We start from the raw sequence: 24,813 nt of genomic DNA on the forward strand, positions 1-24,813 counted from the left end.
GGTCAAAACAAGCGCATGCGTGGTCGCAACAATCGAAAAGGCCCGAACCCGCTGTCGCGGACTTATGAATCCAACGGCCCGGACGTAAAAATCCGTGGCACGGCGCAGCACGTCGCCGAGAAATATTTGCAACTCGCGCGCGACGCCCAATCTTCCGGCGATCCCGTCGCTGCCGAAAATTTGTTGCAGCACGCCGAGCACTATTTCCGGATGATCGCCGCCGCGCAGGCCGCCCAACAACAGGCGCAAATGGGCTATGGGCGGAACGGCGAGGAATTCGACGAAGGAGACGAGGACGACGATTTCGTCGCCTTGCCCGACCGTTTCGCTTCTCCTTTAGAGCGCACACCCCAAACTCCTCCTTTTCAACAACCGCAGCCAGATGGCGGGCAAATGGGATATGGCGGCCAGCCGCAACCCTATTTCGACCGCCCGGCGTTTAATGGCGATCAAAGTGAACGGCGGAACGACCGGCCGGAGCGCCAGGAAAGAAATCCGGAACGCGCTCCCCAATCCAGTGGCGAACGCCAAGACCGGCAAGACCGCCAGCCCCGCAACGACCGGCGGTTCGGTCAACAGGGCGAGCGCAATGGCGGCGAGCGACCGCACGGACAGGGCCGGAACCGCTTTCGCGATCAACAGCAACGGTTTGAGCCCAGCCCCGCCGGGCAGGAGCAGCCGCGCGTCGATTTCGACGCGATAAGCTCCGCTTTGCCGGCTTTCATCACTGCGCCGTCGCGCCCGCTTGCGCCGCAGATGGAAGCTCCACCCGAAGCATTCGTCGAGCAAAGCGCGGCAGCGCCGCCACCTGTGGATTTTGGGCCCACGCCAAGCGAAGACGACGGCGAGAACCGTTTTCATCTGCGCCCCCGCCGCCGGCGCAGGGTTCGCCCCGAGACGGGAGCCGAAGGCGGCGACGCCGCGCCTTTGCCCGAGACCAGTTCGGCGGACTGAATTGATTCTTTCCGAAAACATAGGCATTAAAAGATTGCGGCGCCCCTCGGGGCGCCGTTTTTTATCGATCGTCAAAAGTCTCAAAAAAGCCAAGCTTTCAAATCCGGCGCCCTTTCAACCGGCAAAGACGTTCCCATATCACTCCCGAGGCCGCCGGAAGGGGCCATCTCGTATGACGCGCAGTCTCGCCTAGCGGGGGACCGTCGTGGGCTTGGAGGATTGATATGAATATCGAGAAATTTACCGAACGCGCGCGCGGTTTTGTCCAATCCGCGCAATCCTTGGCCGTCCGCGAAGGCCACCAGCAATTTACCCCGCTTCATCTGCTCAAAGTACTGCTCGACGACGAACAGGGCCTTTCCGCCGGTCTCATAGACAAATCCGGCGGCCGTTCGCGAGAAGCGTTGCAACAAGTCGAATTGGCATTGGCCAAGCTCCCCCGTGTTGAAGGTTCGGGCGCCGGGCAGCTCTATCTTGCCCCCGCCACCGCGCGGCTTTTCGAGAGCGCCGAAAAAATCGCCCAGAAGGCCGGCGATTCTTTCGTGACCGTCGAGCGGCTATTGCTCGCTCTCGCCATGGATTCAAGCAGCGAGGCTGGCAAAATCCTCGCCAAGGCCGGCGCCAATGCGCAGGGCCTGAACAAGGCGATTGAGGATTTGCGCAAGGGCCGCACCGCCGATTCGGCTTCCGCGGAAAACGCCTATGATGCACTGAAAAAATACGCGCGCGACCTTACCGAGGCGGCGCGCGAGGGCAAACTCGACCCGGTCATTGGCCGCGACGAGGAAATCCGGCGTACGATTCAGGTTCTGTCCCGCCGCACGAAGAATAATCCAGTTCTGATCGGCGAGCCCGGCGTCGGCAAGACGGCGATCGTCGAAGGCCTGGCGCTGCGGATCGTCAATGGCGACGTGCCAGAGAGCCTGCGCGACAAGAGTCTTCTGGCCCTGGACATGGGCGCCTTGATTGCCGGCGCGAAATATCGCGGCGAATTCGAGGAGCGCCTGAAAGCCGTCTTGAATGAAGTGACGGCGGCCGAAGGCGGCGTCATTCTGTTCATCGACGAAATGCACACCCTGGTCGGCGCCGGCAAGGCGGACGGCGCGATGGACGCCTCCAACCTGCTCAAGCCAGCATTGGCGCGTGGCGAATTACATTGCGTCGGGGCGACCACGCTCGACGAATATCGCAAACATGTCGAGAAAGACGCGGCTTTGGCGCGGCGCTTTCAGCCGGTTTTCGTCAGCGAACCGACGGTCGAGGACACGATTTCCATCCTGCGTGGCCTGAAGGAAAAATACGAGCTCCATCACGGCGTGCGGATCAGCGATTCCGCCCTAGTCGCGGCCGCGACTTTATCCAATCGCTATATTGCCGATCGCTTTCTGCCCGACAAAGCCATCGATTTGATGGATGAAGCGGCCTCACGCCTACGAATGCAGGTCGATTCGAAGCCGGAAGAACTCGATGAATTCGACAGGCGCATCATGCAGCTCAAGATCGAGCAGGAGGCGCTCAAAAAAGAGACCGATCAAGCCTCCAAGGACCGGCTGCAGCGATTGGAAGGCGAGCTTGCCGAATTGAGCGAAAAATCCGCCGAACTGACGACGCGCTGGCGAGCGGAAAAAGACAAGCTCGGCGCGGCCCAGAAGATGAAGGAAAAGCTTGAAGCGGCGCGCAATGATCTACTGATCGCCCAGCGCAAGGGCGATTACGCTGAAGCCGGGCGGCTGACCTACGGAATCATACCCGAACTGGAGCGCACACTCGCCGAGAACGAAGCCAAGTCCGGCGAAGTTCTGGTCGACGAAGAGGTCACCCCGGACCAGATTGCTCAGGTCGTGTCACGCTGGACTGGCGTGCCGGTCGATAAAATGCTGGAGGGAGAGCGAGCCAAGCTCCTGAAAATGGAGGATGAACTTGCGCGAAGGGTTGTCGGCCAGCGCGAAGCGGTCGCGTCGGTGGCGACGGCCGTTCGCCGCGCCCGCGCCGGTTTGCAGGACCCCAACCGCCCGATCGGCTCCTTCATGTTCCTCGGCCCGACCGGCGTCGGCAAGACAGAACTGACCAAGGCTCTGGCGTCGTTCCTGTTCGACGACGAAACGGCGATGGTCCGCATAGACATGTCGGAATATATGGAAAAACATTCGGTTTCCCGGCTCATCGGCGCGCCGCCCGGCTATGTCGGCTATGAGGAGGGCGGCGCCTTGACCGAAGCGGTGCGGCGTCGGCCCTATCAGGTCGTACTATTCGACGAAATAGAAAAAGCCCATCCCGACGTATTCAACGTCTTGCTGCAGGTACTAGATGACGGTCGCCTGACCGATGGCCAGGGCCGCACCGTGGATTTCCGCAATGTCGTCATCATCATGACCTCCAATCTCGGCTCGGAGTTTCTGGTCATGCAGAAGGAAGGCGAAGATTCCTCCGCCGTCTATAGCGAGGTGATGCAGGTCGTCCGTTCGCATTTCCGGCCGGAATTCCTCAACCGGGTCGATGAAATCATCCTGTTCCACCGCCTGCGGCGGCAGGATATGGGCGCGATCGTCGACATTCAGTTCAAACGGCTGGACCGGTTGCTGGAGGATCGCAAGATCATACTGGAACTGACCGAAAATGGCAGGAGTTGGCTGGCCGACAAGGGCTACGATCCGGCCTATGGCGCGCGCCCCCTCAAGCGCGTGATCCAAAAATATGTGCAGGATCCGCTGGCTGAAATGCTGCTGGCCGGCGAAATCAACGACGGCGCGCAAGTCGTCATCGGCGCCAATAATGGCGAACTGACCATCGACGGCAAGCCTGTCGGCAAGCCGGCGGTAGCTCCGGAAGCAACGCCGACCTTGCTCAACTGATTGAAACAGCAATGAAAAGGCCGGCCTCGGCCGCCCTTTTCATTGGAACCAGCCCACGGCCACGCCGACCAGCAGAAAAACGCCGAGAAGGAAGCGGTAGACAACGAAGGGCCAGGAGGAGAATTTTTCGAGAATCCGCATCAAACTCCAGATCGCAACAAAAGCGGAAATGGAGGCGACGACGAGGCCAACCATCAGGATCATCCAGCCTTCGGCCGACAAATGCGCCTTGTAAAGTTCGAACAGTTCCTTGGCTCCCGCCAGAAAAATAGCCGGAAGTCCGAGAAGGAAGGAAAAACGCGCCGCTTGGTCGCGCTCGAGATCAAGGAACATGGCGGCTGTCAATGTAGACCCCGAGCGCGAAACGCCCGGGATCAATGCGCCAACCTGCGCAAGTCCGACCAGCATGGCGTCCTTGAGAGAAACATCGTCGAGCGTCCGGCGATGGGCGCAGAATTTTTCGGCTAGGGCCAGCAGAACCGCCATCGCGATGCAGGCGACGCCGACCACCGGCAAGGTACGCAAGGGCGACCCGCAGGCGTTGAGCCATTTCGACAGCAGGGTTCCGAAGATGACCAGGGGCAGCGTCGCCATCAAAATCCAGGTGGTGAAGCGGAATTGCCAATCACGAAAATCGCGCCGCCGAACGGCGTCGATGGAGCCAAAAAACAAGCCCCTGACGTCGCTCCAGAAATACGAGATAACGGCGACGAGCGCGGCCATTTGCATGGCGGCGGAAAAGGCCGAGCCGGGATCACGCCAACCGAGCAAAGCGGGGACGATACGCATATGGGCGGTCGACGATATGGGTAGAAGTTCCGAAATGCCCTGAACCACGCCGAGCAAAGCCACTTTGGCGGCGCCCAGTTCGATAAATCCGGTATCCAACCCCTGTGTGCAGGCGTCCGCCGACATAGTGCAACTCCGGTCAAATCAGAGAAAAGCCTCCGACCGTTTTGGCAAACATGTCGGAGGCTGGCAATCGCGTACTGCTTTCAGGCTTTGCCGGCGCGGTCTTCGACGACCCGAACAATATCCGCCATGATGGCGTTGAGTTCGTAATCCTTGGGCGTATAGACAGCGGCCACCCCTTCGGAAAGCAGCAGCTTCTCGTCCTCGGGAGGGATAATGCCGCCGACAATAACCGGCACGTCCGACATGCCTTGCGCTTTCATCCGCTCCAGTACGTCGCGCACCAACGGCACATGCGAGCCGGACAGGATCGACAGGCCTACGACGTGCACACCTTCTTCCAGCGCGGCATTCACGATTTCGGCAGGGGTAAGGCGGATGCCTTCATAGACAACCTCCATGCCGGCGTCGCGGGCGCGCACCGCAATCTGTTCGGCGCCATTGGAATGGCCGTCGAGACCGGGTTTTCCGACCAGGAACTTGATCCGACGGCCGAGTTTTTTCGACACCCGCTCGACTTCCGAGCGCACGGGATCGAGCGAGCCGCCGGTTTGACGGGCGCTCCGTCCGACGCCGGTGGGAGCGCGGAATTCGCCAAAAACTTCGCGCAGGGTCTGGCCCCATTCGCCCGTCGTGACCCCCGCCTTGGCGGCTGCTATCGACGGCTCCATGATGTTCCGGTCCTCTTGCGCGGCGGAGCGCAGATCGGCCAAAGCTTTTTCCACCCCCTTGGCGTCGCGCTGCGTCCGCCAGGCTTTTAACCGTTCGACCTGTTCGGCCTCGACGTGGTGAGGCACCACGAGTATGGAGCCATCGCCGGTCGTCAGCGGAGAGGGTTCGCTCTCGACAAATTTGTTGACGCCGACGACGACCTGCTCGCCCGCTTCGATCGCTTCCAGACGGCGAGTATTGGATTCCACCAGTTTCGACTTGAGATAACCGGTTTCTACAGCGGCGACGGCGCCGCCCATGGCATCGATGGTGGAGAGTTCAGCCAGCGCTTCCTTTTTGAGCTCGTCGACCTTCTTCGTCAGTTCGATGCTGCCGTCGAAAAGATCGCCGTATTCGAGAAGATCGGTCTCATAGGCTAGGATCTGCTGCAGACGAAGAGACCATTGCTGGTCAAAGGGGCGCGGCAAACCGAGCGCCTCGTTCCAGGCAGGCAATTGCACGGCGCGGGCGCGGGCCTTTTTCGACAGGACCACGGCGAGCGTTTCGATCAGGATACGGTAGACGTTGTTTTCCGCCTGCTGCTCGGTAAGGCCGAGCGAATTGACCTGGACGCCATAACGGAAACGCCGGTACTTCTCTTCCTTGACGCCATAGCGGTCGCGGGTCAGTTCGTCCCAAAGTTCGGTAAAGGCGCGCACTTTAGCCAGTTCGGTAACGAAGCGCATGCCTGCATTGAGGAAGAACGAAATGCGGCCGACGACTTCGCCGAAATCCTCTTCCGACACCTGCCCCGATTTCTTCACCATATCGAGAATGGCGACCGCCGTGGCGAGGGCATACGACAGTTCCTGCACCGGCGTCGCGCCGGCTTCCTGCAAATGATAGGAACAGACGTTCATTGGATTCCACTTGGGAACCTCGCGCGTAGTGAACAGGATCACGTCCCTGGTCAACCTTAGCGACGGTCCGGGCGGAAACACATAGGTACCGCGCGAAAGATATTCCTTGATGATGTCGTTTTGCGTCGTGCCCTGGAGGGCGTTGCGCGGCGCGCCCTGGGCGTCGGCGGCGGCGATATAGAGCGAGAGCAGCCAGGGCGCGGTGGCGTTGATCGTCATCGACGTATTCATCTGGGCGATCGGAATGCCGTCGAATAAAGCGTTCATGTCACCGAGATGCGAGATCGGCACGCCTACCTTGCCCACTTCGCCGCGCGAAAGCACATGATCGGAATCATAACCGGTCTGGGTCGGCAAATCGAAAGCGATGGAAAGCCCCGTTTGGCCCTTGGCGAGATTGCCGCGATACAGCTTGTTGGATTCCATAGCGTCCGAATGGCCCGCGTAGGTGCGGAAAATCCAGGGCTTGTCTCGTCCAGGGGCTGTCGTCGTCATCAGAACCTCACTTTCAGCTGCCGCGCGGGCGGTCAACTTTACGATCCGCGCTTTCGCTCGCCTATTGCTTTGCCTCACTTTTTCGCAGAGCACAATCGGCGCTCCTGACGGAAGGACAAGACGGACACGCACCCGATGAAAGGCAATAAGCCGCTGTTTTTTATTTGATATTTGCTTCTACCGTCCCGACGGGCGCAGGGAGAACAAAACGGGCGTCGACTTTAGCACGATGCAAAAAAATGCGCGGGTGCTCGCCAAACCGCAATAAAATGTATATTGGCGCGCTAAGAAGTGAAGTGGACCCGTCGCTCGGGAAGGGGCGGCATGTTCCCGATTCCGTGTTTCGCACCGGATGAAGCGGAAATTTTATTTCGCTTTTTTCGTATCCCGTTTAGCCTTGGGCCAGTTGCAACCATTTGGCCAGCCACGACAGGAGTCAGCGTTGAATAGTCAATCGCCAACGGCGGGCGGCGCGAAGACCGAAAGCGAACCGCTCCTGAAGGATCTTTACGATATCGGCGAAATTCCGCCCCTCGGCCATGTGCCCAAAAACATGCACGCCTGGGTGATCCGCAAGGACAGGCACGGGCCGCCGGAATCGGCGATGCAGCTGGAAGTCGTCCCTACCTGGGAACTCGACAGCCATGACGTTCTCGTCCTGGTCATGGCGGCCGGCGTCAATTACAATGGCGTATGGGCCGCTCTCGGCGAGCCTATTTCCGTTCTCGACGCTCACAAGCAACCTCTTCACATCGCGGGCTCCGACGCGGCCGGAGTGGTCTGGGCCATTGGCTCCAAGGTCAAGCGCTGGAAAGTTGGCGACGAAGTCGTCGTCCATTGCAACCAGGATGACGGCGACGACGAGGAATGCAACGGCGGCGATCCGATGTTCTCCTCATCGCAGCGCATCTGGGGCTATGAGACGCCGGATGGCTCTTTCGCCCAGTTCTGCCGGGTGCAGGACCGCCAGTTGATGGTGCGTCCGAAACATCTGACGTGGGAAGAAAGCGCCTGCTATACACTGACGCTGGCGACCGCCTATCGCATGCTGTTCGGCCATGAGCCGCACCGCCTTAAGCCGGGCGACAATGTTCTGGTATGGGGCGCTTCAGGTGGCCTGGGGGTTTTCGGCGTGCAGCTGATCGCCGCGGCTGGCGCGAATGCGATCGGCATCATCTCAGACGAATCCAAGCGCGATTACGTACTTTCGCTCGGCGCGAAGGGCGTGATCAATCGCAAGGACTTCAAATGCTGGGGCCAGCTCCCGAAGGTCAATTCACTGGAATATGCCGAGTGGACCAAGGAGGCCCGCAAGTTCGGCAAGGCGATCTGGGACGTCACCGGCAAGAAGGATGTCGATATCGTCTTCGAACATCCCGGCGAAGCCACGTTCCCGGTCTCGACGCTGGTCTGCAAGCGCGGCGGCATGGTGGTGTTCTGTGCGGGCACGTCCGGTTTCAACCTGACATTCGACGCCCGTTATGTCTGGATGCGCCAGAAGCGCATTCAGGGCTCGCATTTCGCCCATCTGAAACAGGCGGCGGCGGCCAATAATTTCGTCGTCGATCGCCGCGTCGATCCCTGCATGTCGGAAGTCTTTCCCTGGGCGAAGATTCCGCTGGCCCACACCAAAATGTGGAAGAACCAGCACGCGCCGGGCAATATGGCCGTGCTGGTCAACGCCACTCAAACGGGCCTGCGCACGATCGAAGACGTCATCGAAGCGGGCAAAGCCGGCTGATTTTGACCGCTTTGAGCTTTATAAGGCGGGGCTTTGGTTCCGCCTTTTTTCTGCCTCTGATTCAGCTTCGTTTTTCTCGTCGGTGTTGCGCTGGAGTTGGCGCGCGCGTCGTAGCGCAGCGTTGAACTCACCGCCGAAGATGAAAATGGCCGCCAAGGAATAGAGGAAGACGATGGCAATCATCACCGAGGCGAGGCCCGCATAGGTCGCCACATAATTCAGCGCGAACCGAGCCAGGTAGGAGCTGAAAGCCAAGGCAAAAACCATCCATGCCGCATAGGTCAAGACGATGCCCGGCGCGGCCTGTCGCAGCGAAAGTTTGACGTTTGGCAGAACGCGATGCGCAATGATCAAAGCCGCGAGCAAAATGGCGGTCGCGACGGCATATCGACCCAAAGTGACCATTTTGCTCAATGGGCTCAGCGCCGGCGCATAGGAGAGGATCGCCTTCCAGACAATCGGCCCCAAAATCAGTAGAAACGCCATGGACAGCAGCGCCAGAGCGCCGATGAAGACATAGGCGATCGACTGCATTCGCAGTCTCCACCACGGCCGCGTTTCGCGCGCGCCATAAGCGCGGTTCAGCCCCGTGCGCAAGGCTTCGACGCCGCTGGAAGAGAAGTAGCCCGCCAGCGCGGCGCTCACCGTCAGCAGCCCGCCATGCCGAGCGCTCATGACATTATGAATCTCGTTGAGGATCGGGTCGGCGACGCGTGGCGGCCAGATCTCGAAAAACGCGGAGGCGGCGTTGTCGGCCAAGGGCTGCGCGCCAAGGAAACCGGCCAGACTGGTGACGAAGATTAGAAAAGGAAAGATCGCCGTCAGACCGGACAGGGCGATATGGCTGGCCATGGCGTAGCCGTCGTCTCTTTCAAAGCCCCTGGCGCTATCAAGAACGAGACGGACCAATCTAGTCATTCAACGCCCACTGGTTCCAACAAGGCCGGGATGTCAGTCGAATATTTCTTACAGCGAATCGCTTCGGCGTCTTAGCCTTCGCCGGAGAAAACTGGCGCGCTCACCTATCGCGCCCTATGTTTGGAGCAATCGGAGATTGAGAATGGACACGCATAACCCGCTGCTCGAAACTTGGTCGACCCCTTTCGCACTTCCACCCTTCGAAACCATCGAGTCGACGCATTTCCTTCCGGCTTTCGAAGCGGCGATGCGGGAGCACGACGCCGAAATCTGGGTCATCGTACATAATTCGCAGGCGCCGGATTACGCCAACACCATTGACGCGCTGGAGCGCGCGGGTCAAACGCTGAACAAGGTCGGCGGGGTGTTCTGGAATCTCGCCTCTACAGACTCCAATGAGGATTTGCGAGCCATCGAGCGCGATGTTTCGCCGCTGCTGGCGCGACACTACACCGCCATCTCTCTCAATGCCGAGCTTTTTGCGCGAGTCGCGACGCTTTATCAAAACCGCGCGAGCTTGACGATGAGCGATGAACAGGCCCGCCTGCTCGAGCTGACTTATAAAAGTTTCGTTCGCACCGGCGCTTTGTTGAGAGGAGCCGATCGCGCCCGTTATGCCGAAATCGCCGAGAAGCTGGCGAGCCTTGAAGCGCAGTTCGCGCAGAATGTGCTGGCGGACGAATCCAGCTTCGTTATGGAATTGGACGAAGCGGACCTTGCCGGCTTGCCCGCCGACGTCAAGGCGGCGGCGGCGCAGACCGCCGCCGAACGCAAAACAACCAAAGCCTTCGCCCTGACCCTGTCGCGCTCCAGCGTCGAACCCTACCTCAGCCACGGCGAGCGGCGCGATTTGCGCGAAGACCTGTTCAAGGCCTGGATTGCGCGCGGCGCGCATCCGGGAACGACCGACAATCGCCCTCTCATCGTTGAAATCCTGGCGTTGCGTCAGGAGCGGTCGCAATTGCTTGGCTATGCGACTTTCGCGGATTACAAGCTTGAACCGACCATGGCCGGCGCCCCGCAAGCTGCTCTCGATCTGCTCGACAGCGTTTGGCGCCCCGCGCGCGCCAAGGCGAGCGAGGAATGCGCCGGCCTTCAGGCTGTCGCGGATTCGCAAGGCGCCAATTTCAAAATCGCGGCACATGATTGGCGTTTTTACGCTGAAAAACTGCGACGCGAGCGCTACGATCTCGACCAGGGCGCTCTTTCGGCCTATTTCCAGCTCGACCGAATGATCGACGCGGCCTTCTATTGCGCCGAAAGGCTTTTCGGACTGCGTTTCCTTGCGCGCGACGATTTGCCAACCTACCATCCCGACGTTCGCGGCTATGAAGTCGTTGATCGCAAGGGCGGGCATGTGGCTATTTTTCTTGGCGATTATTACGCCCGCAGCTCGAAGCGATCCGGCGCGTGGATGTCCAATTTTCGCGGGCAGAAAAAGCTGGACGGCGACGTTCGGCCTATTGTCGTCAATGTGATGAACTTTCCTAAACCCTCACCCGATCGCCCCACCTTGTTGACCTTGACGGAAATCACGACGCTTTTCCACGAATTCGGCCATGCGTTGCACGGCATGTTGTCCGACGTGGTCTATCCATCGATGAGCGGGACGGCGACGCCGACCGACTTTGTCGAATTTCCTTCGCAGCTTTACGAACATTGGGCGCTTCGCCCTGAAATATTGCAGCGCTTCGCCCTGCATAGCGAAACGGGCGCGCCGATTCCTTCCAAAATGATCGACCGCATCATGGAGGCCCGCCACTTCAATCAGGGTTTTGCGACCGTCGAGTTCTGCGCCTCGGCCTATGTCGATTTCCTCATTCATTCTCGCACGAAAGCGGCAGACGACATTGAGGCGACCGAGCGTGACATTTTGCAAGAAATCGCTATGCCTCAGGAAATTGTCCCCAGACATGGCGCCCCGCATTTTTCCCATATTTTTTCCAGCGAAAGCTATGCCGCCGGCTATTACAGCTATTTGTGGTCCGAGGCTTTGGACGCCGATGGCTTCGCCGCTTTCGAGGAGGCTGGCGATCTATTCGATCCCGCCGTCGCCAAACGACTGCATGACTATGTCTATGCCGCAGGCAATCGCCGCGACCCGAAGGACGCCTATGCGCTTTTCCGGGGCCGCCCGCCCCGTTTTGATGCGCTTCTGCGAAAGAAGGGTTTAGCCTGAGACCAAGACATATTGCGCTGCGGGATCAGGGCTGGCAATAAGAACTCGGACCATTGAAATTTGCCAGCCAAGACCCAGCAGGAGCCATGGATGACGCAGGCCGCCAACGCGATCGCCACCGCAGATTTTTTTGAACTGGGCATGAAGGCGACGCACTCAATAGAAAGCCTTTATGAAAAGGCCGTGGCGAGCGTTCGCGCCAAAGTCAGCGAAAATGGGAAATTGTCCAATTCGCTGATCGAAGCCGAGCAACATGCTGCCCACGGTCTGGCCTGGTTCGCCACCTACGTCGAATCTGTCCGCGAAATGCTCGCCTATGGCGAACGTATGCAGGCCGAGGGCCTTTACGGCGAGACTGAGGAGCTTTTGACCCGCATCGGCGTCGGCGAATATCTGGCGCAGATATTCGGCGGCATTGCCATGAGTCAGGGCGAATTCGTGCGCCCCTTCGACTTCGGACTGTCAAACGAGGCCATATCCGCCCACCGCATCGCGGCAATTGACAGCCTGATCGCGTCGGGAAATACGGTCGGCAATCGCGCGCGTCTGGTCGACCTCGTCGACCATGCGGAAGCCTCGGCCACGGTCGGCGCTCCGGGTCTGGACGAGACACTGGAAGCCATCCGCGAGGAAATCCGCAAATATGCGGCGGCGGAAGTGCTTCCCCATGCCCACGAATGGCATCTGAAGAACCAATATATTCCCCTCGCAATCATTCAGGGCCTTGCCGATCTGGGCGTATTCGGCCTGACCATTCCCGAAGAGTTCGGTGGCATGGGCTTGGGCAAGGTCGCGATGTGCGTCGTAACCGAGGAGTTGTCGCGCGCCTATATCGGCGTCGGTTCGCTCGGCACCCGGTCGGAAATCGCGGGCGAGCTCATCCTCTGCGGCGGCACGCAGGAGCAGAAGGAAAAATATCTGCCGAAGATCGCGTCGGGAGAAATTTTGCCGACTGCGGTTTTCACCGAGCCAAATACCGGTTCCGACCTAGCCTCGCTGCGCACGCGCGCCGTTCTGGAGGGCGATAATTATATCGTCAACGGTAACAAGACCTGGATCACACATCCGGTTCGCGCCGATTTGATGACGCTTTTGACCCGGACTAATCCCAACGAGCCCGGCTACAAGGGCTTGTCCATGCTCCTGGCGGAAAAACCGCGCGGCGACGATCAAAACCCCTTCCCTGCAAAGGGCATGTCCGGCGGTGAGATCGAAGTGCTCGGTTATCGCGGCATGAAGGAGTACGAAATCGCCTTTGACGGTTTCGAAGTGCCTGCGAAAAATCTGCTCGGTGGCGTTGAGGGGCAGGGCTTCAAGCAATTGATGCAGACTTTCGAAGGCGCTCGCATCCAGACCGCCGCCCGCGCCGTCGGCGTGGCGCAATCGGCTATGGAACTCGCCTTGCGATACGCCAAGGAACGCGTCCAGTTCGGCAAGGCTCTGATCCATTTCCCGCGAGTCGCCGATAAGATCGCGATGATGGCGGTTGAAGTGCATATCGCCCGACAGCTCACTTATTTCGCCGCTCGAGCGAAGGACGAGGGAAAGCGCTGCGATCTCGAGGCGGGCCAGGCTAAATTGCTTGGCGCGCGCGTCGCCTGGGCGGCGGCGGACAACGCCCTGCAGATTCATGGCGGCAACGGTTTCGCGTTGGAATATCCGGTTTCACGCGTGCTTTGCGACGCGCGCATCCTGAATATTTTCGAAGGCGCCGCCGAAATTCAGGCGCAGGTTATCGCCCGTCGCTTGCTCGAAGGCGGCAACTGACGCGGCCTGAAAAACGGGTTTGGCGCTGGAAAGACCGCGCCAGTATGAAGCGATCCGTTGCTTTCCGCCATTCTGCAAGTCACGAAGAAGCTTCGGATTCGTCGATCAGTCGATAAGTTTTGGACGCTTCCGAATAGGGGCCACGACGCTCCGCGCAACCGAGAATTTCGAGCACATTAACCCGCCGTTCGAATGCGATGGTCAGAATGTCGCCCGCGCCGACAAGCTTTGCTGACTGCTGGGTTCTTTTGCCATTAACCCGAACATACCCTTGGGCAATCAATTGCACAGCCAAAGGGCGCGTTTTGACGAGGCGCGAAAACCAGAGCCATTTGTCCAGACGTTGTCGCGCAACCTCTGAAACCATTTCGCGCCGTTTACCTTAACCGAAAATAATGCGCCAAAGTCGCTTTGGCCTGTTCACGAAGGCGTCGACGGAATCGTTCACGCCACAAGGCGCCTTTGAACCCATTGACGCGGTCCTCGCATAACGACATCATCACATCCGCCATCCTCAGACGTCCTCGCCAAATATGATCGATCATTGGGTGGTCGGCGACCGCGCAGGAATCTGCCACAAGTATATGGGGCTCATGAAATAGCCGGTCGGTCATTTCCAGGGTCACGAGAACGCCCGGCGAAGCAAAACCAAAACCCTCATCGTAGGCGGTTTTCCAGAAATAAGCCGTGCACCCGGCCAGCAAAACAATATTTGCCGCGATCACTCGCCCATCGACAGCGAGCCAATATATTCGGCATTTGCCTTCACGCCCCATGGCAAGCGACGCGTTGCGCACAAAACAAGGTAGACTGGGTTGTTCAAAAAAGCGCTACCTTTTCGTCCCTTCCAGCCTTTCGCCTCCAAGACCATGAAAGCTTCAATCTTGTCCCGCAAAGGAGCGCCATCCTCCGCCTGGCCAACGGTCACGCAGCCCATTTCGTTCAGGCGGCGCAATTGCCGCTTTATTTCCTTTTTTTTCTTGGGTGAAATGGAATCGTGAGCGTTGGCTCCTATGGCGTTGGCATTCAAGGCGGCTCGCTCATATTGCGTCAAGACATCGAAAGGCAATCGATTTTTTTGGGCATATTCGTACAGTAGGGCGAAAGTCGGCCCAGTTTCGAGCAATTGAACTGTAGATAGAGCGCAAATTTGCCCGGTTTGACGCTTCAACCATCGGAATATTAGTTCGAGGCCGGCGCTCCCATTTTCCTTGTCCAATAGCGGCGCGCCGGAACAGCAGAAATCATGAACCCACGCCTTCACCGTTCGACCGAAAATCGTGCGTGGAAAAACCAGGGCCCAAAGTGCAATCAGCCGTCCTCGGACCGACGACGCGCCGACTTCCCAAACGAGAAGGAAAAGGGGAGTTCCGCCGCCCGAATCAAAGCCCGCGAGTGTCAAAGCGAATTGCGGTTCAAGAAACGCATTCGGCTCAAGAGCGCGCGACGCCAGATCGTTCCATTCGGCGCTATAATTCCGCGCCAGCTCGGCGCTCGCGCATTCCACGAAATGCGAATCCAGCATGCGCTGTTCTTCGGCTAGTCCGCACGCCTTCATAGGTAAAGGGCGGAAGTTGCCTCTGGCATCAAAAAAGGTCGCTCTCAGCGAGAGTCGCGCGTTCAAAAACAGATCAACCAAGCGATCCAACTCCGGTCGCCACCAGGGCCAAAGGGTCACTGGGGTCATCTTGGCGCCAAAACTGCTCCAATCTCCTAAGAGTTCATCCAATCCCTTCAAATTTTACGATCACTCACAGACCTTAACGCCTCCGTTCAGGACAAAAGGCCTCCCACCCTCGGCTTTAGCGGATTGGCGGCCAGAGCCTGCGCGTCGGGCGCGTCCCAACGGAGCTGCCCCGAAAATGCGGCGTAAAGACCCTCGATAATATGCGGACTCAAGTCCCTGACGATGAAAACGATACGGGTACGATGATCGGAATCAGGCCACCCGTCGAGGCGCGCGGGAGGATGAAAAACATGCTGTACCCCGTGGATAACCAGCGGTCGCAGCGGGTCGTCGGCCAAGGCGATAACGCCCTTCACTCGCAAAAGGTTGGGTCCATGCGCCGCGCGCAACATCTCAAGAAAGAGATCGCACGCGGAAAGGGGGAGGGGGACATCGCTGACAAGACAAAAAGATCGGATGGACTCTTCATGCCGATTTCCACCCGCTTTGGCTGGGGCCGAAGGATGCAAATGACTATCGGCCTCATGTGCGTGATCATGCCTGCGCGATGCCGTCGCGCCATCTTCGGATTTATTTGCTTCGTCGATTAATCGCTCCGCATTCAACCATCGCGTGACATCTGACGATTTTGTCGAAGGATTGAATAATCCCGCGTCGAGCAAATTCGCGGCGTTCCAGTTTTTCGTATTGTCCAATAACCGCGCGGTTGGATTTAGTTTGGCCAGACGGGCCAAAAGCCGCGCCAGCTCTTGCTTCTGTTGTTCCGACTGGATCAAATCCGTCTTGGAAAGCACCAAACGATCGGCGACCGCGGCCTGTTTGAGCGCCTCAGGATAGGCATCGAGCGTCGCCGCACCGTTGATCGCATCAACCACCGTCACGACGCCATTCAGGCGAAAGCGCAGCAGCAAGTACGGATGGCTCATGATCGTGTGCAGCACTGGCGCGGGGTCCGCAAGGCCAGTCGTTTCGATGATGACCCGATCGAAGTCCCGCATCCGGCCGTTATCGCGTCGGCGCAACAAGTTTTCAAGCGAATCGATCAAATCGCCGCGAATGGTGCAGCAAAGACAGCCGGAGGCCATTATGACCATGTCGCCGTCGATTTTTTCGACGAATAAATGATCGAGACCGATCTCGCCGAATTCGTTGATGAGGACAACGGCCCTGGCCAGGGCGGAGTCGCGAAGGAGAGCGTTGAGTAGGCTCGTCTTGCCGGAGCCGAGGAATCCGGTGATGATCGTTACCGGGACCGGAGGCGGCGCGCGACGAGCTTCGGCTAAAACGGTCACTTTTCTGCTGCCTTGCCGTCCGACGCTGCCGCTGACGAGGGCGTCTTTTTCACTGGCATTGTCGGCGCCGCGGCGGATGCGGGTTTCCCATGGGGCGTTTTTCCGCCCTTCTGGCCGGCATGTTTCAAATGGACTTTGGCCGCGGCCGCGGTTTTTTGTTTCGACGCCTTCCCGCGCCGCATCGATAGCGCAGCCGGATCCGGCCTTAACGGAGCGGTTGTCGCCGCCTTTTCAGGCGACGTATAGGCGACGACGCCGATGGGAGTGTTGGCGGGACGCGGACCAGCGACCGGTCCGTTGTAGCCGGGCGCAGGCCCGACAAAAACATCGATCGGCTCATAAGTCGGGCGAGGCAAAGCCGCGATGATGTCGCCATTGTTCGGTTGCGGCTTTGACCCTTCGGGCGTTTGGATCGGAGCGTTCAAATCTTCGGTTTCCGCCTCGGTCTGCGCCTTCTTGCTGTGTTGACCGCAAATTTCTCCGCGCATGTCGGGTGGAGCGCCGGCGCTGGACGGCAATTCCACTGCCGAATCGCCCAATTGCCCGGAAGCGAAGGCATGATCGAACAAATTCGCAGCATGAGCCGTGCGCTTGCGCGCGGAGGGATCGCCCAGGACCACAACGATTACTTTTTTTCCTTCGCGGGTCGCGCTGGCTACGAGATTGAAACCCGCGGGGCAGGTGTAGCCGGTTTTCATTCCATCGGCGCCAGGATAGCGCCCGAGTATTCCATTATGCGTCGGTATCACCTGGTCGCCCAGTTTCATCGCGCCTATATTGAAGAGATCGGCGTGTTGAGGGAAACGAAGCAGGAGGGCGCGCCCGAGAACCGCCATATCCCTCGCCGAACTTACGTGATCCGGGTCGGGCAGACCATTCGGATTGACGAAATGCGATTCGCGCATGCCCAGCGCTGTAGCTGCCTCGTTCATTTCTTCGGCAAAAGCTTCGACCGAACCGGAGACGCCTTCGGCTATCGTCACGGCCATGTCATTGGCGGACTTAACCATCAACATTTTCAGCGCATTATCGAGAGTAACCTCGGAGCCAGGCGCAAATCCCATTTTGGAAGGCTTCATTCGAGCTGCACGCGCCGTGACCACCAAAGGCGTATCCATGGTGAGCCGCCCCTGCGTCACTGCCTGAAGCGCAACATAAACGGTCATCAATTTGGTGATGGAAGCCGGATACCAGGTGCGCGTCGCATCTCTTTGCTCAATTACGCGGCCGCTCGGCACATCGATCGCGATATAGGGGGTCACCGTGTGATGTTGTTGACGCACCGTCGCATGAGCAGAGCCATGTTTCGTTGCTCCGGCCTTTGGTGCGGCGACGGCAGGGCTGACCAACTCAAGTGGACTACACAGCAAGACTGCCGAAACAAAAGCTCCGAGGGTTCGCAGTACCCGGGGCCAATCCAAGGAGTTGATCATTTTTGTAAAATCCATCCGATCCAGCCGATCGACGCTAGTTGATCCAGGAGTTATTTCAGAGAGATTCCAAGGAACGGTCTCTTTACCGCTTATTCAAAATCTGCGAAAGCCAATTTCATTTCTCGCCTGGCGCGCTAATATCCAAAGCAAGAGCGTGCACGCTGGCGGCTAATTCATCGGCCAATGCGCTATTGACCGCCCGATGGCGTTCGACACGGCTTTTTCCCGAAAAGCACTCCGTAATCATCTCGACACGGAAATGCGTTTCGCCGCCATGGCCCGCGCCTCCTTCATGACCCATATGTCCCGCATGTTTGTGCGATTCATCGATTACCCTTAAAAATTGCGGCGCAAATGCGGAAGAAAGTTTTTCTTCGATCACGTCACGAACCGCCCGTTTGCCTGTTTGCGTCATAGCGCTTCCTCTTCTCCGCCACCCGCTCGGCTGTCCGTATGAAAGTCAAGCGATTTAATCGTTTTCGCGTTCTTGCTCCCGCGCCCTTATCGACCATATTGTGCCGATCATGGATTTCAATTCTCCTCTTTTTGATCGGATCAGAACGCGCCGCAACGCCGAGCCGACGCAGACGAACCAATCCGCTCCAAAATGCCAGCATCCTGCATGCCAGGCGCCGGGAGAATTTCGCGCGCCGATGGGACGGCTGCGCGAAGGCCAGTATTTTTGCTTCTGCCTCGACCATGTCCGCGAATATAATGCAACTTATAATTATTTTAATGGCATGAGTGACGAAGCAGTGCTGCTCTATCAAAAGGATGCGCTGACCGGCCACCGTCCGACCTGGAAAATGGGCTCCGACCGCCAGAACGCAAGCTATTCGGGCTCGCGCGATCCTTACAATATGAGAGGAGCCAATAGAGCCACTCCCCATTCGCCACGTCAGCCCAGGCATGGCGTCGTCGCCCGCAAGGCCCTGTATGTTTTGGGACTCGACGACGACGCAGGAGCGCCTGAAATCAAGGCGCGCTACAAGGAATTGGTCAAACGGATGCATCCAGACGCGAATTGCGGCGATCGTTCTAACGAAGAGCAACTGCGTGAAATAATTAATGCATACAATATCTTGAGATCGTTTCGCGCGGTCTGAGCCTTTCGATTTCAGATAATTGATTTCACCCTCCGAAGGATCTGACCGAGACGCCCCTTGTGAGCCGTCCCTGCGGGAGGTTATCGTGCCAGCGAAACGCGCCTTGGCTCTCGGCCAAGGGATCCAAAAACGAATTTCCGCCAGCGTCAGCCCTCCGATGACCGCCAATGTCGTCGTGGATTCAGAAAGACGGCGCGGAACCGGAGGTTAGATGCAAGTTTCCCTTTCCAAACCGCCTTTGGCCGGCTTGCCCGACAAGAAGGTTTCCGTTCGCGAGCTGTTTGGCGTCGATTCAGACATGCAGGCTCCGGCGTTTTCCGCCCGGGACGAGCATGTTCCCGACCTCGACCCGGATTACCTGTTCGACAGGACGACGACCCTCGCCATATTGGCCGGTTTCGCCTTCAACCGCCGCGTCATGATCACCGGTTACCACGGTACCGGGAAGTCAACCCATGTTGAACAGATCGCCGCCCGCCTGAACTGGCCTTGTGTCCGCGTCAATCTCGACAGCCATATCTCGCGTATCGATCTCGTCGGCAAAGACGCGATCGTGCTGCGCGACGGCAAGCAAGTTACGGAATTTCGTGACGGCATTCTTCCTTGGGCGCTACAGAACAACGTCGCGCTCTGTTTCGACGAATATGACGCCGGCCGTCCCGACGTGATGTTCGTAATTCAACGCGTTCTTGAAGTGTCGGGGCGCCTGACCTTGCTCGACCAGAACAGGGTCATTAGTCCCCACCCCGCCTTTCGACTGTTCGCCACCGCCAACACGATTGGTCTTGGCGATACGTCAGGCCTTTACCACGGCACACAACAGATCAATCAGGGGCAAATGGACCGCTGGTCGATCGTGACGACTTTGAACTACCTCCCTCACGATAAGGAAGTCGAAATCGTCGGCGCCAAAGTGAAGTCTTTCCAGAAAACCAAAGAAGGCGTTGACACGATCGGAAAAATGGTGCGCGTCGCTGATTTGACTCGCAACGCCTTCATGAACGGCGATCTTTCAACTGTCATGAGCCCAAGGACGGTGATCACCTGGGCCGAGAACGCCGAAATTTTTGGAGACATCGGCTTCGCCTTCCGGCTCACTTTCCTTAACAAGTGCGACGAGTTGGAGAGACCTCTGGTTGCCGAATTCTACCAGCGCTCTTTCGGCAAGGATCTTCCGGAAAGCTCCGTCAACGTGGCCTTGAGTTGACGCTCTTCGCCTGAACCCTCTGCGCCAGCGAGGATGGAGTTTCCCAGTGACCTTGTCCAATCAGAAAAGCGCTTCCCCGCGCGAAGCGCCCCATGAACCGTTCAAACGTGCGGTCGTGGGCTGTTTGCGCGCCATGGCCCGCGCGCCGGAGCTCGAAGTCAGCTTTGCGCCCGAAAAGCCGGGGCTGATCGGCGCGACCGATCATGGGAAAGCCCGCCTGCCTGAACCGCCCCGTCGCATGGATGCGCGCGATGCGGCGATTTTGCGTGGGCATGCGGACTCCATCGCGTTGCGACTGGCCTGTCACGATGCACGAACCCATAGCCGCCTGGCTCCGCAAGCGCCGATGGCGCGCGCCATATTCGACGCCATGGAGAAGGCGCGCGTCGAAGCTATCGGCGCCCGAAGGATGCTGGGAACCGCGCAAAATCTCACGGCGGCGTTGCAAGACCACTATGAACGCGGTCGGTTTGCGGAGGTGCGCCAGCGCGCCGAGGCGCCGCTCGAAGACGCCCTGGCCTTGCTCGTCCGCGAAAGGCTGACCGGAAATGCTCCGCCGCCCGCAGCCCTTCATATCGTCGATCTTTGGCGCGAGATCATCGAAACGCGCGCCGGGAGCGATCTTACACTTCTTGTCGAAGAACTCGAAAATCAACGATCCTTCGCCAGGCTCGCTCGCAAGATTCTCGCTGATTTGGACATGGCCGAACTGGGCGAGAGCGACCAGCAAGAAGACGAAGGCGCAGGCGACGAAAAGGAGCCGGGAGCGGACCGGTCAAAAGAAAAGGCTGGCGACGAGTCCGAATCCGCTGATTCGTCGAAGATCGAGCGCGTCGAGGATTCGGACGAAGAAATCCACGAAGGCGAAATGGAGGCCGAAGACGGCCCCCCCGGCGAAGCACCGGACGAAATGGAGCCCGGCGATAGCGATGACGCTGGAGCGGCGATTCGGCCGCCGATTTCGAACAATAAATCCGCGGGCGTCGAATACCATGCTTATGCGCCGCAATTCGATGAAATCATCCGAGCCGAAGATTTATGCGAGCCGGAAGAGCTCGAAAGGCTTCGCGCCTACCTCGACAAGCAATTACAAAATCTTTCCTCGGTCGTCGCGCGCCTCGCCAATCGCCTACAACGACGTCTGATGGCACAACAAAACCGCGCCTGGGAATTCGACCTGGAAGAAGGGATGCTGGATCCCGCCCGCCTCACGCGAGTCATTGTCGATCCGCAAGTGCCTCTTTCCTTCAAACGAGAAAAGGACGCCAATTTCCGCGACACGGTCGTCACCCTGTTGATCGATAATTCCGGCTCCATGCGTGGAAGGCCAATCACCGTGGCCGCAACTTGCGCCGATATTCTGGCGCGCACTCTGGAGCGCTGCGGTGTGAAAGTCGAAATTCTTGGGTTTACCACTCGCGCCTGGAAGGGCGGCCAGTCGCGCGAAGCCTGGCTGCAGGCCGGGAAGCCCCCCAATCCCGGTCGGCTCAACGACCTGCGCCACATCATCTACAAATCCGCCGATGCACCTTGGCGCAGAGCCAGGAAAAACCTCGGATTGATGATGCGAGAGGGGCTGCTCAAAGAGAATATCGATGGCGAGGCTCTCGACTGGGCCTTTCGCCGATTGTTGGCGCGACCGGAGCAACGAAAAATCCTGATGATGATCTCGGATGGCGCGCCCGTCGATGATTCAACGCTTTCGATCAACCCCGGCCATTACCTTGAACGCCACCTGCGGCAAAAAATCGAGGAAATCGAAATGCGATCCGCTGTCGAGTTGATTGCGATCGGCATTGGCCACGATGTCACCCGCTACTATCGGCGCGCCTTGACGATCATCGATGCGGAGGAACTCGGTGGAGCAATGACCGAAAAGCTCGCCGAATTGTTCAGCGAATCTACCGGGTGAACGGACCACCAACTGACCCATATTTGAGCTTGGCCTTGTGATTAGCGTTTGCGCGAAATGACATTCGGCGGATCGCCATATGGGGTCCAGAAAAAGCCGTCGGATCGGACACAGGACGTGGCCCAGCTGAGGCGACGGAGTTCGAAAAAGCGAAAATGGCAGATGGCTTGCGCAGCGGCGATAAAAGCGTTAGCAAGCCATTCGAATTAAGCTGATCGCTCGGTCTTCGGACTGCGCGCGGAGTGGATTATGACCTACGTCGTCATCGAAAATTGCATAAAATGCAAATATATGGATTGCGTCGAGGTGTGCCCCGTCGATTGTTTCTACGAGGGCGAAAACATGCTCGTGATACATCCGGACGAATGCATCGATTGTGGCGTTTGCGAGCCGGAATGCCCCGCCGAAGCCATCAAACCGGACACTGAAGCGGATCTGGAGAAATGGCTTGGTTTGAACGCCGAATACGCGCAGTTGTGGCCAAACGTCACGATCAAGCGCGACGCGCCGCCCGATGCGAAAGAATTTGACGGCCGCCCAGGCAAATTCGACGCTTATTTCAGCAAGGTCCCAGGTCAAGGCGACTAGGATTCGCTTTTCGAGCGGGCCGCCATTTCGCCGCCGTCATTACGTCGGGCCTCCGCTTGCCCGATAGGGCTGCTTGATCGGCATTAACCATTGAAAGATGGTATTTTTCTCCGAATCATTAATTCTTTGATTCGTGCGTCACTTTGTGGTATCAAAGCCATCGTAGTCAATCGACTCTGGCGTCTGCTTTTTATTTTTGACTCTGCACCCCGGCTCCCGCCTCGGCGAGGAGCCTGTTTTTGCCCTAACATCCTACATTCCGCCTTGTCGCCATTGGCGCTTAAATGTTTGGGCAGATGCAGGACTTTCGGCGCTGTGAGTTAGATCGTTTAACAAACCTGTTACACGGACGGGGAAGGGTGTTGGGATTGGATTGGCTGCTAGATGCTCTTATTAAGGTAAGTTCGTGCTGGAAGATATCCGAACTAGGGACCATTTAGGGCTTGGCGCCACCCTTAAGGCGCTTGCCAAACCGAGCCTCGGTTCGAGTTTAGGCTGAATTCAGCGTAATGGCCTGCTGGCCTTCTCGCTGCGACAATCGAACTCAAACCATTAGTGATTGGACCAAGGTGACGCAGAAAAAACCTTCTCTGTCGGCCAATGCCGCATCGTCCGCCCCTCGTTCCTCCGATCCGAGCAAAATCGCCGTCTCGTCTGCTAAAGCGTCAGGCAAGACCTCCAGCGTAAAAATCGGGTTCAAAACCAGCGAATTCATCGTTTACCCGGCGCATGGCGTAGGCCAGATCATGGCCATTGAGGAACAAGAAGTCGCAGGCTTCAAGCTTGAGCTTTACGTCATTTCGTTCGTCAAGGATAAGATGACGCTTAAGGTGCCGACGCCGAAAGTCGCTTCCGTCGGAATGCGTAAGCTTGCCGAAGCCGACGTTGTCAAGAAGGCGCTGGAGACTTTGACCGGCCGCGCCCGAGTGAAGCGTACGATGTGGTCGCGACGGGCGCAGGAATACGAGGCGAAGATTAATTCCGGCGATCTGGTCGCTATCGCTGAAGTCGTTCGCGATCTTTATCGTTCGGACATACAGCCTGAGCAGTCTTATTCCGAACGCCAGCTTTACGAAGCGGCGACGGATAGAATGGCCCGCGAAATCGCCGCTGTCCAAAAATTGGGCGACTCGGACTCTCTCAAATTGATCGAATCGCAGTTGCAAAAAGGTCCCCGTCGCGCAACCAAGGCGGATGAACCAGCGGCTGTCGAAGATGGCGATGTAGAAGAAGCCGCCTGAGGGAAACCTCCCGATACGGTTTTTGGGGTTATTTTTGAAAGGGGCGGCTCATAGGAGCCGCCTTCAGACCGCTGACAAACCCCGTCAAATTTTTGGCGGGGTTTGTTTTGTGCGGCTGCGGTGTTCATTTTTCGAGGTTGATTCCGGGGTGCTCGCTCGGGCGGCGGCTGGAGCGGTTTTTGTGGCGTGGATCAGGGCGATTTTCTTGATGTTTTGTGCGGCGGCGGCCAATAGACACTGGGATGAGACGCGGACCAGGCCACGGAAGCGCGCGTAGCGGGGCGGCCGAAGAGATGCTTGGCGTCGGCGAAAGATCGCTCCACCGTTTCCTTGCGTTGCTTGTAGATAAGTTTCCCCCAGGGCGTCAGTCGGTTGGCGTCGCTTCGCTCGCGCGCGTCCTTCCAGACATGGCGGGTGATGGTGCGCTCGGCTTTGGCGTTGCCGGTGCACGAACCGAGCAACGGGCAGGAGCGGCAGCGCGCCGGGTCGGACGTGTAGTGGCGGTAGCCGGAGCGGTCGCTGGTCGCATAAGTCAGAAGCTCGCCTTGCGGACAGCGGTAGCCGTCGCTTGCCTGGTCATATTTGAAAGCGCTTTTGCGCATCATGCCCCGCTTGGGCGGAGTGGGGTTGCGATAGCCGACAACGCCGATGCTCTCTCGCTGTTCCAGTCCTTTGGGGATGCCGGCGTCTCCTTCTCCTCGGGTTCGCGCGCCTTGGGCTTCTGCGGCGGCTTACCATGGGCGGCGCGGGCGGCGTCGATGGCCGCATCGAGCGCGTTCCAGTAATCGGCGCGCAATTTGGCGACGACCTCAAGGTCGTATTTGTTCTTGTTAGCGTTGGCTTTCAGATGCGTCGAGTCGGTGTAGAGCACCCGTCCCCCGATGAAACCCCGATCAAGCGCCTGCTGGACGATGGCGTCGAAAATGCCCTGCGCAACGGAGGTGTCGTTGAAGCGGCG

At 58.4% G+C, this 24,813-nt stretch carries 19 protein-coding genes and 2 pseudogenes; 10 read left to right on the forward strand and 11 right to left on the reverse strand.

Annotation, left to right across the window (positions count from 1 at the left end):
* Positions 1 to 15: 15 nt before the first annotated feature.
* Positions 16 to 171: pseudogene (locus ACLP2E_RS08990) on the forward strand (DUF4167 domain-containing protein); the annotation flags it as partial.
* Between the two features lie 165 nt (positions 172 to 336).
* Here ACLP2E_RS08990 and ACLP2E_RS08995 read toward each other — a convergent pair.
* Positions 337 to 789 carry a hypothetical protein gene (locus tag ACLP2E_RS08995; RefSeq protein WP_442465717.1) on the reverse strand — a complete coding sequence of 151 codons (453 nt, stop codon included), beginning with the start codon at positions 787 to 789 and terminating at the stop codon, positions 337 to 339.
* A 389-nt stretch (positions 790 to 1,178) separates the two neighbouring features.
* Here ACLP2E_RS08995 and clpB point away from each other — a divergent pair, with 389 nt between their 5' ends.
* Positions 1,179 to 3,806 carry an ATP-dependent chaperone ClpB gene (clpB, locus tag ACLP2E_RS09000; protein ID WP_442464604.1) on the forward strand — a complete coding sequence of 876 codons (2,628 nt, stop codon included), beginning with the start codon at positions 1,179 to 1,181 and terminating at the stop codon, positions 3,804 to 3,806.
* A gap of 39 nt (positions 3,807 to 3,845) precedes the next feature.
* On the opposite strand, the gene ACLP2E_RS09005 is transcribed toward clpB, so the two are convergent.
* Entirely contained in the window at positions 3,846 to 4,721 is an 876-nt protein-coding gene (locus tag ACLP2E_RS09005) for an undecaprenyl-diphosphate phosphatase (RefSeq protein WP_442464603.1), read from the reverse strand.
* Positions 4,722 to 4,801: 80 nt separating this feature from the next.
* Positions 4,802 to 6,784 (reverse strand): methylmalonyl-CoA mutase family protein, encoded by a 1,983-nt coding sequence (locus ACLP2E_RS09010; protein ID WP_442464602.1) that lies wholly within the window; start codon positions 6,782 to 6,784, stop codon positions 4,802 to 4,804.
* Between the two features lie 442 nt (positions 6,785 to 7,226).
* On the opposite strand from ACLP2E_RS09010, the gene ccrA reads away from it, so the two are divergent.
* Positions 7,227 to 8,525, forward strand: a complete 1,299-nt coding sequence (ccrA, locus tag ACLP2E_RS09015; protein WP_442465707.1) for a crotonyl-CoA carboxylase/reductase — start codon at positions 7,227 to 7,229, stop codon at positions 8,523 to 8,525.
* Between the two features lie 18 nt (positions 8,526 to 8,543).
* On the opposite strand, the gene ACLP2E_RS09020 is transcribed toward ccrA, so the two are convergent.
* Positions 8,544 to 9,443, reverse strand: coding sequence for a YihY/virulence factor BrkB family protein (locus ACLP2E_RS09020; RefSeq protein ID WP_442465708.1), 900 nt, complete (start codon positions 9,441 to 9,443; stop codon positions 8,544 to 8,546).
* A gap of 142 nt (positions 9,444 to 9,585) precedes the next feature.
* On the opposite strand from ACLP2E_RS09020, the gene ACLP2E_RS09025 reads away from it, so the two are divergent.
* Together ACLP2E_RS09025 and ACLP2E_RS09030 are read left to right on the forward strand one after the other, a co-directional pair.
* Entirely contained in the window at positions 9,586 to 11,622 is a 2,037-nt protein-coding gene (locus ACLP2E_RS09025; RefSeq protein WP_442465709.1) for a M3 family metallopeptidase, read from the forward strand.
* A 90-nt stretch (positions 11,623 to 11,712) separates the two neighbouring features.
* Entirely contained in the window at positions 11,713 to 13,389 is a 1,677-nt protein-coding gene (locus tag ACLP2E_RS09030; protein WP_442465710.1) for an acyl-CoA dehydrogenase family protein, read from the forward strand.
* Between the two features lie 79 nt (positions 13,390 to 13,468).
* On the opposite strand, the gene ACLP2E_RS09035 is transcribed toward ACLP2E_RS09030, so the two are convergent.
* The 6 genes from ACLP2E_RS09035 to ACLP2E_RS09060 all read right to left on the reverse strand — a co-directional run bounded on the left by ACLP2E_RS09035 (position 13,469) and on the right by ACLP2E_RS09060 (position 18,216).
* On the reverse strand, positions 13,469 to 13,756 hold the full coding sequence (locus ACLP2E_RS09035; RefSeq protein ID WP_442464597.1) for an RNA-binding S4 domain-containing protein: 288 nt from the start codon (positions 13,754 to 13,756) through the stop codon (positions 13,469 to 13,471).
* A gap of 10 nt (positions 13,757 to 13,766) precedes the next feature.
* Positions 13,767 to 14,165, reverse strand: coding sequence for a GNAT family N-acetyltransferase (locus ACLP2E_RS09040; protein ID WP_442465711.1), 399 nt, complete (start codon positions 14,163 to 14,165; stop codon positions 13,767 to 13,769).
* Complete coding sequence (locus tag ACLP2E_RS09045) at positions 14,111 to 15,028, reverse strand: GNAT family N-acetyltransferase (protein WP_442465712.1); 918 nt, start codon at positions 15,026 to 15,028, stop codon at positions 14,111 to 14,113. Before ACLP2E_RS09045 ends, ACLP2E_RS09040 begins: the two co-directional genes overlap by 55 nt.
* A 134-nt stretch (positions 15,029 to 15,162) precedes the next feature.
* Positions 15,163 to 16,368, reverse strand: coding sequence for a CobW family GTP-binding protein (locus tag ACLP2E_RS09050; RefSeq protein WP_442464595.1), 1,206 nt, complete (start codon positions 16,366 to 16,368; stop codon positions 15,163 to 15,165).
* The gene (locus ACLP2E_RS09055; protein ID WP_442464594.1) at positions 16,365 to 17,651 is read right to left on the reverse strand and encodes a serine hydrolase; all 1,287 of its coding nucleotides are present in this window, start codon (positions 17,649 to 17,651) and stop codon (positions 16,365 to 16,367) included. The genes ACLP2E_RS09050 and ACLP2E_RS09055 overlap by 4 nt, the downstream gene beginning before the upstream one ends.
* A 265-nt stretch (positions 17,652 to 17,916) precedes the next feature.
* A complete protein-coding gene (locus ACLP2E_RS09060) occupies positions 17,917 to 18,216 on the reverse strand; it encodes a BolA family protein (RefSeq protein ID WP_442464593.1) in 300 nt (99 codons plus the stop codon).
* 109 nt (positions 18,217 to 18,325) lie between these two features.
* On the opposite strand from ACLP2E_RS09060, the gene ACLP2E_RS09065 reads away from it, so the two are divergent.
* The 5 genes from ACLP2E_RS09065 to ACLP2E_RS09085 all read left to right on the forward strand — a co-directional run bounded on the left by ACLP2E_RS09065 (position 18,326) and on the right by ACLP2E_RS09085 (position 23,855).
* Positions 18,326 to 18,907: a J domain-containing protein gene (locus tag ACLP2E_RS09065; RefSeq protein ID WP_442464648.1), complete on the forward strand. Its 582-nt coding sequence runs from the start codon at positions 18,326 to 18,328 to the stop codon at positions 18,905 to 18,907.
* A 211-nt stretch (positions 18,908 to 19,118) separates the two neighbouring features.
* Positions 19,119 to 20,114 carry a cobaltochelatase subunit CobS gene (cobS, locus tag ACLP2E_RS09070; protein ID WP_442465713.1) on the forward strand — a complete coding sequence of 332 codons (996 nt, stop codon included), beginning with the start codon at positions 19,119 to 19,121 and terminating at the stop codon, positions 20,112 to 20,114.
* A 46-nt stretch (positions 20,115 to 20,160) separates the two neighbouring features.
* Positions 20,161 to 22,026 carry a cobaltochelatase subunit CobT gene (gene cobT, locus ACLP2E_RS09075; RefSeq protein ID WP_442465714.1) on the forward strand — a complete coding sequence of 622 codons (1,866 nt, stop codon included), beginning with the start codon at positions 20,161 to 20,163 and terminating at the stop codon, positions 22,024 to 22,026.
* Between the two features lie 249 nt (positions 22,027 to 22,275).
* Positions 22,276 to 22,614 carry a ferredoxin FdxA gene (gene fdxA / locus ACLP2E_RS09080; protein ID WP_442462234.1) on the forward strand — a complete coding sequence of 113 codons (339 nt, stop codon included), beginning with the start codon at positions 22,276 to 22,278 and terminating at the stop codon, positions 22,612 to 22,614.
* A gap of 509 nt (positions 22,615 to 23,123) precedes the next feature.
* On the forward strand, positions 23,124 to 23,855 hold the full coding sequence (locus tag ACLP2E_RS09085) for a CarD family transcriptional regulator (protein WP_442465715.1): 732 nt from the start codon (positions 23,124 to 23,126) through the stop codon (positions 23,853 to 23,855).
* Between the two features lie 159 nt (positions 23,856 to 24,014).
* On the opposite strand, the pseudogene ACLP2E_RS09090 reads toward ACLP2E_RS09085, so the two are convergent.
* Positions 24,015 to 24,813: pseudogene (locus tag ACLP2E_RS09090) on the reverse strand (transposase); the annotation flags it as partial.

It is taken from the genome of Rhodoblastus sp. (genome assembly GCF_052145335.1).
GTDB lineage: Bacteria > Pseudomonadota > Alphaproteobacteria > Rhizobiales > Beijerinckiaceae > Rhodoblastus.